This window comes from Alsobacter sp. (assembly GCF_059501845.1).
Genome location: NZ_JCACDK010000018.1, coordinates 1164575 through 1181988 on the forward strand (window position 1 = coordinate 1164575; position 17414 = coordinate 1181988).

Here is a 17414-nt window from a genome sequence, read left to right on the forward strand (position 1 = left end):
CGGTGCGTCGTGCCGGCCGGGACGCTGCCCGGCCGGCGGCGCGCGCTCTTTGCCTCAGTCTACCCGCGCAGCCCGAGCATGCGGCGGACCTGCTTCTTGTCGATCTCCCGCGCCGTGAAGTCGTCGAAGGACTTCTCCGTGGTCTGGATGATGTGGGCGGCGATGAACTCCGCACCTTCGCGCGCGCCGACCTCGCTGTCCTTCAGGCAGCATTCCCATTCCAGCACGGCCCAGGAATCGTAGCCGTTCGCCGCCATCTTCGAGAAGATCGCGCCGAAATCGACCTGCCCGTCGCCCAGCGACCGGAAACGGCCGGCCCGGTTCACCCAGGGCTGGAAGCCGGAATAGACGCCCTGTCTGCCGGTCGGGTTGAACTCGGCGTCCTTCACGTGGAAGGCCTTGATCCGCTCCTTGTAGATGTCGATGAAGTCGAGATAGTCGAGCTGCTGCAGCAGGAAGTGCGACGGATCGTAGTTGATGCAGCAGCGCGGATGGTTCTTCAGCTTGGCCAGGAACATCTCGAAGGTGATGCCGTCGAAGACGTCCTCGCCCGGATGGATCTCGTAGCAGACGTCGACGCCCACCTCGTCGAAGGCGTTCAGGATCGGGCGCCAGCGCCGGGCCAGCTCCTCGAAGGCGGTGTCGATCATGCCCGCCGGGCGGGCCGGCCAGGGGTAGAGGAACGGCCAGGCGAGCGCGCCGGGGAAGGTGACGTGCGCCTTGAGGCCCAGGTTCGCTGAGGCCTTGGCCGCGTGCATGACCTGCTCGACCGCCCATTTCTGCCGATCGCGCGGCTTGCCGTGCACCTGCGGCGGGGCGAAATTGTCGAAGGCCTCGTCGAACGCCGGGTGTACGGCGACGAGCTGGCCCTGCAGATGGGTCGAGAGCTCGGTGATCTCGATGCCGTGCTTGGCGGCCGTGCCCTTGATCTCGTCGGCGTAGGTCTTCGATTCCGCCGCCTTGGCGAGGTCGAACAGCCGCCCGTCCCAGGACGGGATCTGAACGCCCTTGTAGCCGAGCCCGGCGGCCCATTGGCAGATCGAGTCCCACGAGTTGAACGGCTTCGTGTCGCCCGCGAACTGCGCGAGGAAGATCGCCGGTCCTTTGACGTTGCTTGCCACCTCTGTTTCCTCCTTGGTGTCCGTTCTTGCCTGCCCTCACCGCCTCTCCGGGCGGCCATGAGCCGGGGTTCAGGGCATGTTGTCCCGGATGAAGATGTCGATGCGAATGCGCTCCTGGTCGGGCACCATCGGCTCCCCAGAGCAGTGCGCCAGAAGCACACGGGCGGCCGAGCGGGCCTCGTGACCGGGATCCTGGCAGATCGCCGCGTCCATGATGCCGCGCACGAGAAACCGGCGCGTGTGCGGCGTCAGCTCGTGGGCGATGTAGACGACCTGCTGCGCCCGCCCGGCGGCCTCCAGCCCCGCGGCGATGCCACGATTGCCGGCACCGAGCGAATAGAGACCGACGAGATCCGGATGCTCGGCCAGCAGGCGATCTGTGATGATGCGCGTCTGCTCGCTGTCGTCGCGGCCCTCCTGGGTCGGCAGGACGACGAGGTTCGGGTATTCCGCCGAGATCACCTGGGTGAAGCCGAACTGCCGCTCTGCATGGTCGCGCAGGCCCAGAGAGCCGGCAACGACGCCGACAGTGCCCTCTCGCCCGGCGAGGAAGCGGCCCATCAGCGTCCCTGCGGTGCGGCCCGCCGCCGTGTTGTCGATGCCGACATAGTGCAGGCGGCGCGCGGTCGGGGCGTCGGAGACCAGCGTCACGACGCAGACGCCCTGGCCCGCGAGGTCGTCTATCGCTGCCCGCACGCGGGGATGGTCGAGGGCGACGGTGGCGACGCCGTCGTAGCGCGATCCAAGCGCCTCCAGCGCGGCGGCGAGCTTGCCGGGATCGAAGACGTCGACCTGCAGCGTGTCGATGAAGGCCCGCTGGGCCGCCAGCCAGTCCGCCGTATGTCGGACCTGCTCGGAAAGCAGGCCCATGAAAGTGTTGTTTCCCTTCGGCAGGACAAAGCAGAACCGGAACGTCCTGTTGCGCGCCAGCCGCGCCGCGGCGGGGTCGGGCCTGTAGCTCAGCTTCAGGATGGCCGCCTCCACCCGGGCCACCGTCCGCTCGCGGACGCCGGGTCGGCGATTGACGACACGGTCGACGGTGGCGAGCGAAACTCCCGCCTCCCGTGCCACGTCCTCGAGCGTTACCCTCTCACTTGTCATTGTCATTGCGGCGGATACTGACCTCAGCTTCTGAGGTGCGCAACTCAATTAGTTGCTGCAGCGCAACGGCGGACACGGTCGCGTGGGGTGACGCCGGGTGCCCTCGACCTCGGCGCAGAAGCCGCGCATTCTCCGCTCCGGCGGCGCAGCCGTTGCCGTTGTGAAGAGGGAAAGCGGACGGAATGTCATTCGCGTCGCTGGCACGGTCCGCCCGGCTTTTCAGCGGCCTCGTGCTGATGCTCTTCGTGGCGATGCACCTCGCCAACATCGCGCTCGGTGTGGCAGGCATGCACTACGTCGCGGCAGGCCATCCATGGCTGTCCGGCCTGTGGAGCAATACGGCAGGTGCCCTTCTCCTGCTCATCGCTGCCATCATCCATGCGGTGTTCGGTCTCCTGGCCGTCGCCCAGCGCCGCAGCCTGACCCTTGGGCGGCAGGACATGGTGCAACTGGTGCTCGGGCTTGCCGTGGTTCCGCTGCTCATCTCGCATGCCCTGAACGTCGGCGTGGCACCGGCGCTCAACCAGTCCATCGATGGCGGCTACGAGGTCACGCTGGCGCGCTACTGGGTGATCTTCCCCGGCGCGTCCATCCGCCAGCTCGCGATGGTTGTGATCGTCTGGATCCACGCCGCCATCGGTTTCGTCTCGTGGCTGTCTCTGCGGGAGTCCTGGCCGCGCTGGCGCGGGCTGGTCCTGCCCGTGCTGTTCGCCATCCCGATTCTCGCCTTGCTCGGCTTTGCAGAGGCCGGGAAGGACGTGCTCGACCGCTACGAGGCGGACGCGGCGTTCCGCGAGAGCGTCGCGGCTACCGTGCAGGGCATGGGTCCCGTCGCGCCGCTGCTGGGCCATATCGAAAGCGTCGTTCTCGGCATTTACTGGATCTGCGTCGCGGCGGCGCTCGTCTCCCTCGGCCTGCGGCTCAGGGCCGGCCGGCGCAGGCCCGTCAACGTCCGCTACGAGGACGGGACGGTCGCCACCGGCCGCTTTGGGCTGACCATCCTCGAGATCAGCCGCGCCAACCACGTGCCGCACGCCAGCGTGTGCTCTGGCCGCGGCCGGTGCGGCACCTGCCGGGTGCGTGTGACCGCGGGGAGGGAGGTGATCGGGCCCGAGGACGACGTAGAGCGCAAGACGCTGCGCGGACACGACGAAGGCGGGGCCGTACGGCTCGCCTGCCGGGCGCGCGTCTTCGGCCGCGGCGTCGAGGTGGTGCGGCTGATGCCGTTCCACGCCGACGCATCGGCGGCACGCGATCCCGAGCCCTGGCTGGCCCACGCCGCTGCGATCCAGGCCGGAGAGCCGGCATGAGAACCACCGGCCTCGGTCCACTGCGCGATCTCTTGAGCGCGGCCCAGGAGACGATGGCGCTGCTCGGCGCTTCGCTCCTGTCGGTGCCCGGCGAGGCAGCGGATCTCTGGAGCCGGGCCTCGGCCTCCCTCCTCACGGCGGAGGGCGTTCGGGCCTTCGACTACGTGCTCGTGCTTTTCCTCGTGGCGGCCGGGCTCGAATGGCTGTTCTGGAGCTATGCCTGGCCGCTGGCCCGCAACCTGGAGACAGCCGAGCCGCGGACCCGGCTGGGCATCTACAGGGTGGTGCTGCACCGCGCCGGCATCGGCCTGTTCGGCATCCTGTTGTCCACGCTGGTGCTCTTCGCGCTTTCGACGGGGTTCACCTGGCCGGCCGGCGTGCAGGACGTTGTCGTGACCGTGGCGGCGGGCGTGGCCATCGTCCGACTGGTGCGGCTGGCCGCTACCGCCCTCGTCGCTCCAGCGGCGCCCCGGCTCAGGATCATCCCGGTCAAGACCGTGGCCGCCGGGCGCCTCGTACTGGCCGCCACCATCGTCGCCTCGCTGCTCACCACCGCGCTCCTGCTGCCTGGCCTGCTGGCGGACACCATGGCCGCCGAGCACCTGCCGCGCGTGCTCCGCGCGGCGGCGGTGGTCGGCTTCGGGGCCCTTTTCGTCCGCGCCGCGATGCCGGCCCGGAAGTCCGATGCGCCTCCACCCCTGCGACGCAGGCGCGCCGTGCCCAAGCCGGTGCTCGCGGTCATCCTCTACGGGCTCGCCGTGCTGCTCTGGATCGGCGGATCGCAGCGCTGGGCGCTGACCATCGGCGTGCTCGTCGCGGCCTTCGTCCTTCAGAAGCTGGTTCAGGCCGCCGTTTCCGCAGTCTGGTCCGCGTGGCGAACGGACCGTGCCGCCGCCGCCCGGCGCGCGGGCGAGACGGAGGAGGAAGCGCTGGAGGAGGCCGCCTCCGTCTGGCCGGCCCTGTCGCAGCGCTTCGCCCGGTTCTTCGTGGCGCTGGCCGGCGTGGCCGTGCTCGCCTGGGTGTGGGACGTCCCGGTCTGGCAGATGTCCGCGGTGGACAGCCCGGCCGGCCGCTTCGTGGCGCGCCTCCTGGGGGCAGTGGCGCTGGTGCTCGTCGCCGACATGGTTTGGGCGGCGGTCGACGGAGCGGTCACGGGCCGGCTGCAGCGCATCGCGTCGGGCGGAGGTGATCCCGAGATGGGCGCCAATGCGCGCCTCGTGACCCTCCTGCCGCTCGCCCGCAAGGCAACCGGCGTCGTGCTGCTGACCCTGCTCGTTCTGTCGCTGCTGTCGGTGTTCGGCATCGAGATCACGCCGCTTCTGGCGGGTGCCGGCGTCGTCGGCATCGCGGTCGGCTTCGGCGCGCAGACACTGGTGCGCGACGTGCTCTCGGGCGTCTTCTACCTCGCCGAGGACGTGTTCCGGATCGGCGACTACATCGAGGGCGGATCCTCGGCCAAGGGCACGGTGGAGCGCATCACGCTGCGCACGGTGGCCCTGCGCCACCAAAACGGCCCGCTGCATTTCGTGCCCTACGGCGTGCTCGGCGCCGTGCGCAACAATTCGCGGGACTGGGTCATCGACAAGTTCGAGCTGCCGCTTCCCGTCGATGTCGAGAGCGAGTTCGTGCGCAAGATGGTCAAGAAGATCGGCCAGCAGATGACCGAGGACCCGCACCTCGCATCGCTCATCGTCGAGCCGCTCAAGGCGAAGCTCTACCGCATCGAGCCCGGCGTGAAGGTCTTCCGGTGCAAGATCCAGACGCCGCCCGGCAAGCAGTTCGAGGTGCGCACGGAGTGCTACAAGCGCATCGAGAAGGCGCTGAAGGAGGCCGGCATCAGCTTCGCCGACAGCCGCTCCAGCATCGTCCTGCAAGGCTCGCTGCCCGCCGCCGCGGGCGGCCCGTTGCCGGAGGCCCAGCCGGCCTGATCGATCGTCGTTGCGAGGAGCGAAGCGACAAAGCAATCCAGAAGGTGCCGGATCAGGCGAACAGGCCTGGATCACTTCGCTCCGCTCGCAAGGATGCGGCCTTGGTCGGCTCGCGGCCGCCATGACCACCGAGGCTCAGCCAGCCTGGGCGGCGATCTCCAGCGGCACCACGTCGACCGCCACGGACAGGCTGTGCCCGGCGCTGGCGAGCACGACCCCGGAAAGAGGCGCCACGTCCGAATAGTCGCGTCCCACGGCGAGTTCGACATGGTCCACCCCGGCGGCGACGCCGTTGGTGGGGTCGATGCCGAGCCAGCCGGCCTCCGGTCCGGCCCATACTGCCACCCAGGCATGCGTCGCATCGGCCCCGGTGAGGCGCTTGCCTCCTGCCGGGGCCGTGGTGCGGAGGTATCCGCTGACATAGGCGGCGGGAATCCCAAGCCCGCGCAGGCCCGCGATCATGGCGTGAGCGAAGTCCTGGCACACGCCCCGCCGCTGCTCGATGACGGTGGCGAGCGGCGTGGATACTTCGGTGGTGCCGGGCTCGTAGGCGAAGCCGGCGCGGATGCGGCGGGACAGATCGAGCGCGGCCTCGCGCACCGGCCTGCCCGGCGTGAAGCTTTCCGCCGCAACCCCTGCGGCGGCGTCGAGCAGCGGCACGTGGCGGCTGGCATGCAGGAAATGAGCGGGGCCGCCTGGCGTGAGATCAAAGACCTGGGCGGACCGCGCCGCCTCCTCCCAGGCCGGACCAGGGGAGGGGTCTCGTTCGGGCAGAACCTCGACGCGGCTGAAAGCCTTCACCGAGAACACGGCATGCGGCTGGTCGATGCGCAGCGCCCGCGCCGCATTGCCGAAGAAGTCGGTGAAGTCCTCGGTCTCGCACGGCCCGGGGTCGACCGCGATCTCGTGCGACAGCACACGCTGCCGGGCCGTGTCGCGCGGCCTGAGGTGAAGCAGACAATGGCTGGCGGCGACGCGGCCGTGATAATCGTAGAGCGTGACGTGCGAGACATCGTAGATCAATGCGCTTCCTCCGCGCCCGAGGGCTGGAACGCCGTCGGGGTGAAGAAGCGCGAGGTGACCTGGTTGGAGATGTCCATCAGCCGGTTCTCGGCCGAGAGCAGGAAGTCCGCGTCGACCTCGCCGGGCTGGGCCTGCGCGAACATGGCGGCGAGCAGGCCGGCGGTCTCGGTCGCCGGGTCGTCCGTCTCGCGCTGCAGCACGGACAGCGCATGCAGGTGCTCGGAAAGCCGCGCGACCTGGTAGGCGGCCGCGCGGGGGTTGCCTTCGTCCAGCACGACGAGATCGAGCACCGGGTCCTGTGCCGCCCCGAACATGTAGCGCAGGCGGTAGGTGGCCTGGCTGTCGGCGGCCTCCAGCAGAGCTTCGAGGCAGGCGGAAGAGGCTCCCGGCCCGGCGAGGCGGCGCACCAGGCGCGCCGTCGTGATGCCACGCTCCACGCGCCGGCCCACCTCCAGGAAGCGCCAGCCGGACAGCCGGTTCATGGTCTCCTGCACGTGGCCGGAGAAGGCCGCCATGATGCGCAGAGCGTCTTCCGTCCGCTGCAGGACGGAGCCCGGTCCCGGCATGCGCGAGCCGCCGGGATGCAGCGCCGCCGCGAGGTCGGTCAGCGTCCGCACCGTGTCGGGCGAGAGCCGGTCGCGCAGCTCCGCGGCGTTGCGCCGTGCGGCCGTGACCAGCGCGAAAGCATTGCCGCCGCTCTCCGAAGAACCGCACGCAGCCTCGGCGATGCGCAGCGCGGCGCCATGCCCCTGCGCCAGGTCGGCCGGCGCGGCGCCCCAGGCGACGAGCAGTTCGGCGAGCCTCACCAGCGCATCGCGTGCCGGGCCGACGGCCTCGCTGTTCTCCACCGCGAGGCCAGCGAGAACCCGGATGACCCGCAGGACGGCCTCGGCGCGCTCGAGGTGCCGGCCCAGCCAGAACAGGTTCTCCGCGGCCCTGCTCGGCAGCGCGCCGGCGGCACGCCTGACCGTGTACGACCCGCCGGCCGGCAGCAGGCTGGTCTGGTCGACGCGGCCCTCGCCGAGAATCCAGACATCGGCCGAGCGGCCACCCCGCTGCATCGAGACGGAGCGGTCGTCGAGGTTCTCGGAGACACGGCAGAGGCCGCCGGGCATCACCGCCCAGCCCTCCTGCGTCGCCACGACGAAGACGCGTAGCGTGAAGGGCCGGGGTTCCAGCCGCCCCGACCGCCAGACCGGCATGGTGGAGAGGCGCACTTCCTCCTGCGCGACGAGGTCGCCACCGCGGCGCATCAGCCTTGCCTCGATCCGGGCCCGGTCGGCGCTGTCGAGTTCGCGCGGGCGGACGGCCTCCGGCCCCCACGGCCAATCCGCGATGCGCGACCAGGCGGGCCGCAGCGCCAGCGCGTCCAGCCTGTCCAGGACCGTGCGGCGCATCTTGTCCTGCCCGCACCACCACGTCGCGACGGTGGGGAGGTCGAGCGGTCCGCCCGCCAGGCGGCCGGCCAGCGCGGGAACGAAGCCCATCAGGCCGGCGCTCTCCAGCACGCCGGAGCCGAGCGCGTTGGCGAGGGTCACCTCGCCGCGGCGCACGGCCTGTACGAGGCCGGGGACGCCGAGGCGCGACGACGGGTCGAGCTCCAGCGGGTCCGCGAACTCCGAATCGAGCCGGCGGACGAGGACGTTCATCCGCTTCAGCCCGCCCACCGTACGCACGTGCACCGCCCCGTCGCGAACCGTGAGGTCGCCGCCCTCGACCAGCAGGAAGCCGAGGTAGCGGGCAAGATAGGCGTGCTCGAAGGCTGTCTCGTTGAGCGGCCCGGGGGTCAGCAGGCCGACCCGCCCGCCCTCCGGCCCGCTGAGCGCGGCCAGCGCGTCGCGCCACGCCTGGAAGAAAGGCGCCAGCCGGCGCACATTCATGCGGCCGTAGATCTCCGGCAGCGCGCGCGAGAGCGCGATGCGGTTCTCCAGCGCGAAGCCCATGCCCGAGGGCGCCTGCGCCCGGTCGCCCAGCACGCACCACTGGCCGTCCGGGCCTCGGCCGAGATCGGCGGCATAGACGTGAAGGTGCCGTCCGCCACGCGGCGCAAGCCCGACTGCGGGGCGGCTGAAATCCGGGCTGCCCGCGACGAGCGCGGCCGGCAATGTCCCCTCGCGGCACAGGGCGCCCGGCCCGTAGATGTCGGCCAGCAGGCTTTCCATCAGCGCCGCCCGCTGCACCAGCCCGGCCTCGATGGCCCGCCATTCCGGCTCGGGCAGCACCAGCGGCACGTGGCTGAGCGGCCATGCCCGCTCCCGGCTGTCGCCCGAATCGTAGACGCGGTAATAGACGCCGGCGTCGCGCTGGTGCCGGTCGGCGAGGGCGAAGGCGTGGGCGAGCCCGACCTGCCCGGCCCGGCCCATCGCCTGCAGCAGGGTACGCCAATGCGGCCGGACGCGGCCGTCGCGGTCGACCACCTCGTCATGGACGCCCGCCGGCGGATGGTAGAGAGACAGCAGCGCGGCAGCCTGCCCGTCATCCGGCGGTAGCGTGTCGAGCTGCAGCTTCACACGCGGCCTCCGGCGCGCGGGAACGCTGCCGTGGCCCGTCTGTTGCCGGGGGCGGCGTAAGGTCGAGGCGTTGCGGCGGCGATACGCAAGGAGACTCCGGTCCGGCTGTCGGCACGAGCGTAGCCCTGCCGGACTGGCAGGCAAACCCCGTGCCGCTCCTCGGGCCGCCCCGTGCACAGGATGGAGAACCCGATGTCCGATCATGCCACCCGAACGGAAACGGACAGTTTCGGCCCGATTGAGGTCCCGGCGGAACACTACTGGGGCGCGCAGACCGAGCGCTCGCGCCACAATTTCCGCATCGGCGGGGAGCGCATGCGCCTGCCGCTGGTAACGGCGCTGGTGCTCGTAAAGAAGGCAGCGGCCCAGGTGAACGCCGGTCTCGGCGAGCTCGATCCGAAGCTGGCCGAGGCCATCGCCGCCGCCGCCGACGAGGTGCTGGACGGCCGTCTCGACGGCGAGTTCCCGCTCTCGGTCTGGCAGACCGGATCCGGCACGCAGAGCAACATGAACGCCAACGAGGTGCTCGCCGGCCGCGCCAACGAGATGCTGGCGGGAACACGGGGCGGCAAGTCGCCGGTTCACCCCAACGATCACGTCAACCGCGGCCAGTCGTCCAACGACACGTTCCCGACCGCCATGCACGTGGCCGTGGCGCGCGAGATCGCCGGCCTGTTGCTGCCGGCCCTCGACAGGCTGCATGCCGCACTCGACGCCAAGGCTGCCGAATTCGCGGGCATCGTGAAGATCGGCCGCACCCATACGCAGGACGCGACCCCGATCACGCTCGGCCAGGAGTTCTCGGGATACGCCGCCCAGGTCGCCTCGGCGCGGCGGCGGATCGCGGCGACCCTGCCGGAGATCCATCAGCTCGCGCAGGGAGGAACTGCGGTGGGCACGGGGCTCAACGCCCATCCGCGGTTTGCCCACGCCATCGCGGAAAGGCTGGCAGAGCTCACCGGCATCCCCTTCGTCACCGCGCCGAACAAGTTCGAGGCGCTGGCGAGCCACGACGCGCTGGTCTTCCTGCACGGCGCCCTGGATTCGCTCGCCGCCGGGCTGTTCAAGATCGCCAACGACATCAGGCTGCTCGCGTCAGGCCCGCGCTCGGGCCTCGGCGAGCTGATCCTGCCCGAGAACGAGCCGGGCTCCTCGATCATGCCGGGGAAGGTGAACCCGACGCAGGCCGAGGCCCTGACGATGGTGTGCACGCGGGTCTTCGGAAACCAGACCACGGTGACGGCTGCAGGCAGCCAGGGCCACTTCGAACTGAACGTCTACAAGCCCGTCATCGCCGACGCGGTGCTGCAGTCGGTCGAGCTGCTGGCGGAGGCCAGCGACAGCTTTCGCGAGCACTGCGTCGAGGGAATCAGGGCCGACACGCAGCGCATCGACGAGCTGATGCGCCGCTCCCTGATGCTGGTGACGGCGCTGGCGCCCAGGATCGGCTACGACAACGCTGCCAAGGTGGCGAAGTCCGCCCACGCCAATGGCACCACCCTGCGCGAGGAGGCCCTGAAGCTGGGTTTCGTCAGCGGCGAGGAGTTCGACACCCTCGTCCGTCCGGAGAAGATGGTGGGGGAAGGGTAGCGAGGCCGCTTCCTGTCATCTGCGGCGGACCCCAGTTTTTGTCATCCCCGGCGGCCCGCAGGGCCGGGAAGGGGATCCAGGCCGCGTCCCACCTCGGCAGGCTGCCTCTGGGTTCCCTTCCCCTCCGCGCCTCCGGCGCTCCGGCCGGGAATGACAACGCCTCTCAGTGCGCGCGCAGCTCCGCGCCGGGCCAGAGCTTCTTGGCGGACCTCGCATATTGCGGCGGGCGGGGCAGGTCGGCGCCGAGCGCGTCGGCGGCGTGCCAGCCCCAGCGGGGATCGTCGAGGAAGGCGCGGGCGAGGGCGATCTGGTCGGCGTGGCCCTCCTGAAGGATCTGCTCCGCCTGGTGCGGCCCGGCGATCATGCCGACGGCGCGCGTATCGAGCCCGCTGCCCTTCTTCACGGCCGAGGCGAAGGGCACCTGGTAGCCGGGCTTCACCTCGATCTTCTGCCACGGCACGACGCCGCCCGAGGAGACGCAGGCGGAGACGAGGCCGCAGTCGCGCAGCGCGCCGGCGAGCCGCACCGCGTCGTCGATGACGAGGCCGCCCTCGGCCCAGTCCTGCCCCGTGATGCGGGTGCCGAGCGGCACGTGCGAGGGCAGTGCCGCGCGGACCGCCTGGGCCGTCTCCAGGAGGAAGCTCATGCGTCCCGCGGCGTCGCGGCCATAGCGGTCGCTGCGCGTGTTGGAGAGCGGCGACTGAATCGCGTGCATCAGGTAGCCGTGCGCCATGTGCAGCTCGACCGCGTCGAAGCCGATGCGGGCGGCCCGCAACGCGGCGTCGACGAAGCCCTGCTTCACCCGGGCGAAGTCGTGCTCCTCCATGGCGCGCGGCGTATGCCACGCCTCGGTGAAGGCGATGGCGGACGGAGCGATCGTCTGCCACGGGTCCTCGTCGCGGCCGAGGGCCTGGCCACCCTCCCAGGGGCGCTGCGTCGAGGCCTTGCGGCCGGCATGGGCCAGCTGGATGCCGAACTTCGTCCCTGGCAGCGCGACAGCCTTCGCCGCGGCGAGAGCGCGCGCCATGGCCCGCTCGTTGGCGTCGCTGTAGAGCCCGAGGTCGCCATGTGTGATGCGCCCGTGCCGCTCGACGGCCGTCGCCTCGATCACGACGAGGCCGGCGCCGGACATGGCGAGCGTCATCCAGTGCTGCAGGTGCCAGTCGGTCGCCGAGCCGTCATCGGCCGTATACTGGCACATGGGTGCCACGACGATGCGGTTCGGCACCTCGAGGGAGCCGAGGGCATAGGGCGTGAAAAGCTTGGCAGTCATGCGGTGGTGCTCCGGCAGGGCGGGGAGGGGCCGCGCAGGGCGGCCGTCCCGCCGATCACAATCACCCTTCGCGGCGCCGTTCCAGCGCGATGTCGATCAGGGACAGGATCGTGAAGAGGACCTGGGCTGCGGCGTGCGCAGTGTTGGTCGTCGCATCGTACTGCGGAGCGACCTCGACCACGTCCCCGCCGATAATGTCGAGTTCCGCGAGCCCGCGCAGGATGGTCAGCGCCTCGCGCGTCGTCAGCCCGCCCACCTCCGGTGTTCCCGTGCCAGGCGCAAAAGCCGGGTCGAGCGAGTCGATGTCGAAGGACACGTAGACGGGACCGTCGCCCACCACCTGGCGCGCCTTCTCGATCACGGCGGGCAGGCCCATGCCCTGCACCTCCTCGGCGTGGATCACCGTCATGCCGCTCTCGTAGGAGAACTCCCAGAGATATTCCGCCGCGCCGCGGATGCCGATCTGCACGACACGGTCGGGGTTCAGCACGCCGTCCAGCACGGCGTTCCGGAACGGGCCGCCATGATGGAACTTGGTGCCCTCGAAGGGGCCGGACGTGTCGCAATGCGCGTCGATGTGGACCATGCCGACCGGGTGCTTGGCACCAACGGCCCGCAGGATGGCCGCGGTGATCGAATGGTCGCCGCCGACGGCCAGCGGGATCACGCCCGCGGCGACGACGCGCGCGACATAGGCCTCGATGTCCTCGTGGCACTCGGCCAGCCCGTAGCGCGTGCGCATGGGGATGTCGCCGACGTCGGCTACACGCAGCGTGTTGACCGGCGCCCGCCGCAGCACGTGCTCGTAAGGCCCGATGCGCTCGATCCCGCGCACGGCGCGCGGGCCGAAGCGGCAGCCATTGCGGTTGGTGATGCCGAGATCCATCGGCACGCCGAAGATCGCCACGTCCAGGTCCGCGAAGTCTGCCGCCGCGTCCGGACGGAAAGGCGCACCGACGAAGGTGCCGGGATCGGCGAAGGGCCATTTCCGGTGGTCGCCCTTGAACACGCTGTCGGCGACGCTGCGGAAGTGGGGATCGTAGATGTCGCCGCCTCCGCTCTGGGCGAAGCGGGCACGCAATTTCTCGAGCTTGTCGTGGTCCATGTTGTGCTTTCAGCGCTGTCGGGCCTGAACCAGGATGAATTGTCCTGTCACAGCCTGTAGGAAGGGCTTCGCTCGTGCAACCCATCCCCGGATCGCCCGCATGTACGCCTTGAACCCGTTGCTCGTCGACACCGGCACGCCGCCCGTGCCGGAGGTGAAGGCGTGGGCGGCGGGCTATGCCGGGGCGCAGGGTCCCATGATCGACCTGTCGCAGGCCGTGCCAGGATATCCGCCGCATCCCGCCATGCTGGCCAGGCTCTCCGAGGAGGCGGGACGGGCGGGCAACGCGTCCTACGGCCCGATCCTGGGCGATGCAGAGCTGCGGGAAGCCTATGCCGCACACGTCTCGGCGATGTCGGGCGGCACGGTGCGCGCGGCCGAGACCGCCATCACCATGGGCTGCAACCAGGCTTTCATCGTCGCCATGCAGGCGCTGCTGCAGGCGGGCGATGCCGTGCTGCTGCCCTGCCCCTGGTACTTCAACCACCAGATGACGCTGCAGATGATGGGCGTCGAGGCGCGCCCCCTTCCGTGCAGCCCCGAGAACGGCTTCGTGCCGGATCCGGACGAGGCCGAGCGGCTGCTGGAAGGCCGGGTGAAGGCGATCGTCCTCGTCACGCCCAACAACCCCACCGGCGCAGTCTACCCGCCGGAGGTCGTGGCGCGCTTCGCCGAGCTCTGCCGGCGCCGGCACATCGCCCTCGTCGTCGACGAGACCTACCGCGACTTCCTGCCGACCGAAGCCGGCGTCGGGCACGACCTCTACTCCGATCCCGACTGGCGGGACGTGCTGATCGGCCTCTACAGCTTCTCGAAATCCTACTGCATCCCCGGCCAGCGGCTGGGCGCGATCGTCGCCTCGCAGGCGACGCTGTCGGAAATCGGCAAGGTGCTGGACTGCTTCCAGATCTGCCCGAGCCGTCCCGGCCAGCAGGCGCTCGTCCCGATGATAGGCGCGCTCGCCGGCTGGCGCGACGGCAACCGCCGGGAGATCGAGGCGCGCGGGCGCGCTTTCCGGGCCGCCATGGCGGGCGCCCAGGACTGGCGGGTGGATTCGGTCGGCGCCTACTTCGCCTTCGTCGCCCACCCCCTGCAGGGCATGGGCTCGCCCGAGGTGGCGAGGACCCTGGCCGAGGAGCGTGGGGTCGTGGTGCTGCCCGCCACCTATTTCGGCCCCGGCCAGGAGACGCACCTGCGCTTCGCCTTCGCCAACGCGACGTCGGACGCGCTTGCGCAGCTTCCGGAGCGGCTCAGGGGCTTTGGGGCCTAGCTGTCGGGCAGGTCGGTGGACACGTGCCACCAGCGCGGCCGGCTTGTCGAAGGCGCCGGGCAGCAACCACGGGTCAGTGTCTTCGTCGGGAGCTGGATCAGCCCGACAACCGCGTCTTTGTGAGGAGTGCAGCGACAAAGCGACCCGGAGCGTTGGCGAACTGGCAAAAAGGGCCGCGCCAGCTTCGCTTCGCGCGCAAGGATGGCACGGCGGCGCTACGAAGCCGGCGCTTTCAACGTCATCCAGCAGGTCAGCTCGGGCTGGAAAGGATCCTGGAGATTGCAGCGGATCGCCAGTTCGCTGCCGGGACAGAAGTCGCGCTCGACCACGCTGAAGCCCTGGCCGTCCGCTCCCATGCTGTGCACGCCCGTGAGGGCGCCGACGTTGGACTCCACCGTCACCGTGCCCGAGCGGGCGTTGTAGTCCTCCCGGTTCCAACGCACGCCGTTCCAGTCGAGCACGCGCAGCCTGATCCCCGCGAGACGGCCGGTGATCTGGTGGGGCGTGTCGACCACATAGGAGCCCGGCGCGGGACATTGTTCCGCCCGCGACGGCTGCGCAGGCGCCAGCGTCGCCATGGCGACAGCAAGGACCTTTGCATGGCGCCAGCCTGCCATCGTCGGTCTGTCGTGGCGCGACGTCTGCATGGGTATCAAGGTCCATCCGTTTGACCAATAACGCAAGGCGGTGGACCGGGCCGGAGACGAAGTGGTGCCGTTTGCAGGTGCGAAGCCGATTGCAGGTGCTGATCAGATCGGTCTAGTTTTTCACAGTGGCGTAGAGAGGCCGGTCAATCGACCGCAAGGCCCGCGCCGAACCGGAGGGGTTCATGACCAAGAATGACAAGCCGATGTCCTCGGCCGAAGAGACGATGCTTGCCGCTCGTCACTTCTCGCGCCGCACCTTCCTAAAGACGGGCGCCGCGGTGAGCTCCGTCGCCGCCACAGGACCGTGGATCGTCCAGAACGCGCTGTCCTCCTCGGGCGAGCTGAACATCATCAACTGGGACGACGAGCTTCCGAACCCGGTCATCCCGGACTTCGAGAAGGCGACCGGCATCAAGGTCAACTCGACGCCGTTCTCCCAGAACGAGGAGCAGATCAACAAGCTCCAGGCGACCGGCGGCACGGGTTTCGACCTCTGCCAGCCCACGCATGACCGCGCCCCGCAGTTCCAGGACATCGGTGTCCTGCAGCCGCTCGACGAGAGCAAGCTGTCGATCGACTCGATCCTGCCCTCGCTGCTCAGCGCCTCGAAGACCAACTGGACCTGGGACGGCAAGCTCTACCACGTGCCGCATTGCTGGGGCACGGAAGCGATCTCCTGGCGCAACGACCAGACCAAGATCGCGCCCGAGGAACTCTCCTTCGGTTCGCTCTGGATGGACGAGTACAAGGGCAAGGTGCAGGGTCGCCCGCACTCGCTGCTGCTCGGCATCGGCCTGTGGATGGACGGCAACGGCAAGCTGCCCTCCAACCGCATGCTCGACGCCTACAAGGACGAGGACTCGGCCAAGAAGATCTACGACGTGCTCCTCAAGGAGGCGATCGCACGCAAGGCCTGGATCAAGCAGTTCTGGGATTCGGCCGACAACACCAAGTCGGGCCTGATGTCGAACGGCGTGGTCATCGGCCAGACATGGGACGGCCCGCCGATCAGCCTGATCAAGGCCGGCAATCCCGTCAGCTTCCAGGCGCCGAAGGAAGGCGCCATCGGCTGGGTGGACGGCTGGTCCATGACCAAGGGCGCCAAGAACGTCGAGCAGGCTTACGCCTTCCTCAAGTACCTTCACTCTCCGGAAGGCTCGGCCAAGGTCGCCGAGGGATCGGGCTACAACCCGGTCGCCAAGGGCGCCGAGAACCTGCTTTCCGACAAGGCCAAGACCATCTTCAAGGCGGCCTATCCCGGCGCCAGCCTGGACAAGATGTGGTGGCGCCCGGTCGAGCCGTCCTGGTTCGCCGAGATGCGCACGCAGTACGCGGAGAAGTTCAAGGCCGCGTGAAGCAGGGAGCCGTGCCGCCTTCCCGCGGCGCGGCTCTTGCTTCCGTTCCTGGCGGGCCGGCCTGTCCGGCCCGTTTCCGTGTGCCTGCCGGACGCACAACATGAGCGCAGATGTCGAACTCGACCGGGTGACCATCCGGTTCGGGTCATTCGTTGCCGTCAAGAACGCCAACCTGAAGATCAGGGGCGGCGAGTTCTTCTCCATCCTCGGCCCGTCCGGCTGCGGCAAGACAACCCTGTTGCGCACCATCTCCGGCTTCCTGCAGCCCTCCGAGGGCACCGTCAGGATCGGTGGCCAGGACATGGCCGGCATCGGCGCCAACAAGCGCCCGACGGCGCTCATCTTCCAGAACCTCGCGCTCTTCCCGCTGATGACGGTGGCCGAGAACATCGGCTACGGGCTGCGTGTCCGCGGCGTCCCGCGCGAGGAGCGCTCCCGCAAGGTCGCCGACCTCCTCCGCCTCGTGGCGCTTCCGGACCAGGGCGAGAAGCTCGTCAGCGAGCTGTCCGGCGGCCAGAAGCAGCGCGTCGCCATCGCCCGCGCCCTCGCGGTGGAGCCGCAGGTGCTGCTGCTCGACGAGCCGCTCTCGGCGCTCGACCTGCGCCTGCGCCAGCACATGCGCACCGAGCTGCGCGCCATCCAGAAGCGCGTCGGCATCACCTTCATCTACATCACGCACGACCAGGGCGAGGCCCTGACCATGTCGGACCGCATCGCGGTGATGAACGCGGGCATTGTGGAGCAGGTCGGCGACGGCCGCACCGTCTACGACAACCCGACGACGCCGTTCGTGGCTTCGTTCGTCGGCGAGAACAACGGCTTCACCGGCCAGGTCGTCGCTGCCATCGGCGAGGAGGCCGTCGTCGACACGCCATTCGGCAAGTTCACCGGCCGCAACCCGGGCGGGCTTCAGCAGGGCGCGCGCGCCACGCTGTTCGTGCGGCCCGAGGCCTTCCACGTGGCGCGGCCCGGCGAGGGCGGTACGCTCCAAGGCAAGGTCGTCAGCACCGCATTCGAAGGCCACCAGACCCACATCTTCCTCGAGGCCGCCGGCCACCCCGTCACCATCTCACTCGGCCGCCGGGACGACGCCGGCGAACTCCCGCCGGGCTCGGCACTCGCCGTCGGCTTCGCGGCGGGCGACGGGCTCGTCCTGCCCGCACGGACGGGCTGAGGGCGCG

General features: G+C 69.9%; 13 protein-coding genes. 6 read left to right on the forward strand and 7 right to left on the reverse strand.

Annotated features, from left to right (window positions below; translation table 11 throughout):
* Positions 1-59: 59 nt before the first annotated feature.
* Together AC5JCN_RS20400 and AC5JCN_RS20405 are read right to left on the reverse strand one after the other, a co-directional pair.
* Positions 60-1121, reverse strand: coding sequence for a sugar phosphate isomerase/epimerase family protein (locus AC5JCN_RS20400; RefSeq protein WP_495756921.1), 1062 nt, complete (start codon positions 1119-1121; stop codon positions 60-62).
* A gap of 69 nt (positions 1122-1190) precedes the next feature.
* A complete protein-coding gene (locus tag AC5JCN_RS20405; protein ID WP_495756922.1) occupies positions 1191-2228 on the reverse strand; it encodes a LacI family DNA-binding transcriptional regulator in 1038 nt (345 codons plus the stop codon).
* Between the two features lie 176 nt (positions 2229-2404).
* On the opposite strand from AC5JCN_RS20405, the gene AC5JCN_RS20410 reads away from it, so the two are divergent.
* Positions 2405-3532 carry a 2Fe-2S iron-sulfur cluster-binding protein gene (locus tag AC5JCN_RS20410; RefSeq protein WP_495756923.1) on the forward strand — a complete coding sequence of 376 codons (1128 nt, stop codon included), beginning with the start codon at positions 2405-2407 and terminating at the stop codon, positions 3530-3532.
* Complete coding sequence (locus AC5JCN_RS20415; protein WP_495756924.1) at positions 3529-5460, forward strand: mechanosensitive ion channel family protein; 1932 nt, start codon at positions 3529-3531, stop codon at positions 5458-5460. Before AC5JCN_RS20410 ends, AC5JCN_RS20415 begins: the two co-directional genes overlap by 4 nt.
* Positions 5461-5595: 135 nt before the next feature.
* On the opposite strand, the gene AC5JCN_RS20420 is transcribed toward AC5JCN_RS20415, so the two are convergent.
* Together AC5JCN_RS20420 and AC5JCN_RS20425 are read right to left on the reverse strand one after the other, a co-directional pair.
* Positions 5596-6483 carry a transglutaminase family protein gene (locus AC5JCN_RS20420; RefSeq protein ID WP_495756925.1) on the reverse strand — a complete coding sequence of 296 codons (888 nt, stop codon included), beginning with the start codon at positions 6481-6483 and terminating at the stop codon, positions 5596-5598.
* Positions 6480-8993: a circularly permuted type 2 ATP-grasp protein gene (locus AC5JCN_RS20425; protein ID WP_495756926.1), complete on the reverse strand. Its 2514-nt coding sequence runs from the start codon at positions 8991-8993 to the stop codon at positions 6480-6482. The genes AC5JCN_RS20420 and AC5JCN_RS20425 overlap by 4 nt, the downstream gene beginning before the upstream one ends.
* A 192-nt stretch (positions 8994-9185) precedes the next feature.
* On the opposite strand from AC5JCN_RS20425, the gene fumC reads away from it, so the two are divergent.
* Complete coding sequence (gene fumC / locus AC5JCN_RS20430) at positions 9186-10583, forward strand: class II fumarate hydratase (RefSeq protein ID WP_495756927.1); 1398 nt, start codon at positions 9186-9188, stop codon at positions 10581-10583.
* A 163-nt stretch (positions 10584-10746) separates the two neighbouring features.
* Here the strand turns inward: fumC and AC5JCN_RS20435 are convergent, their stop codons facing one another.
* Both AC5JCN_RS20435 and speB read right to left on the reverse strand, forming a co-directional pair.
* Positions 10747-11856 carry an NADH:flavin oxidoreductase/NADH oxidase gene (locus AC5JCN_RS20435; RefSeq protein WP_495756928.1) on the reverse strand — a complete coding sequence of 370 codons (1110 nt, stop codon included), beginning with the start codon at positions 11854-11856 and terminating at the stop codon, positions 10747-10749.
* A 61-nt stretch (positions 11857-11917) separates the two neighbouring features.
* Complete coding sequence (speB, locus tag AC5JCN_RS20440) at positions 11918-12961, reverse strand: agmatinase (RefSeq protein ID WP_495756929.1); 1044 nt, start codon at positions 12959-12961, stop codon at positions 11918-11920.
* A gap of 100 nt (positions 12962-13061) precedes the next feature.
* On the opposite strand from speB, the gene AC5JCN_RS20445 reads away from it, so the two are divergent.
* A complete protein-coding gene (locus AC5JCN_RS20445) occupies positions 13062-14231 on the forward strand; it encodes an aminotransferase (RefSeq protein ID WP_495756930.1) in 1170 nt (389 codons plus the stop codon).
* Positions 14232-14446: 215 nt separating this feature from the next.
* Here AC5JCN_RS20445 and AC5JCN_RS20450 read toward each other — a convergent pair whose 3' ends face one another.
* A complete protein-coding gene (locus AC5JCN_RS20450) occupies positions 14447-14878 on the reverse strand; it encodes a hypothetical protein (RefSeq protein ID WP_495756931.1) in 432 nt (143 codons plus the stop codon).
* Positions 14879-15060: 182 nt separating this feature from the next.
* Here AC5JCN_RS20450 and AC5JCN_RS20455 point away from each other — a divergent pair, with 182 nt between their 5' ends.
* Positions 15061-16233: a substrate-binding domain-containing protein gene (locus AC5JCN_RS20455; protein WP_495756932.1), complete on the forward strand. Its 1173-nt coding sequence runs from the start codon at positions 15061-15063 to the stop codon at positions 16231-16233.
* A gap of 100 nt (positions 16234-16333) precedes the next feature.
* Complete coding sequence (locus AC5JCN_RS20460) at positions 16334-17407, forward strand: ABC transporter ATP-binding protein (RefSeq protein ID WP_495756933.1); 1074 nt, start codon at positions 16334-16336, stop codon at positions 17405-17407.
* The last annotated feature ends 7 nt before the right edge of the window (positions 17408-17414 follow it).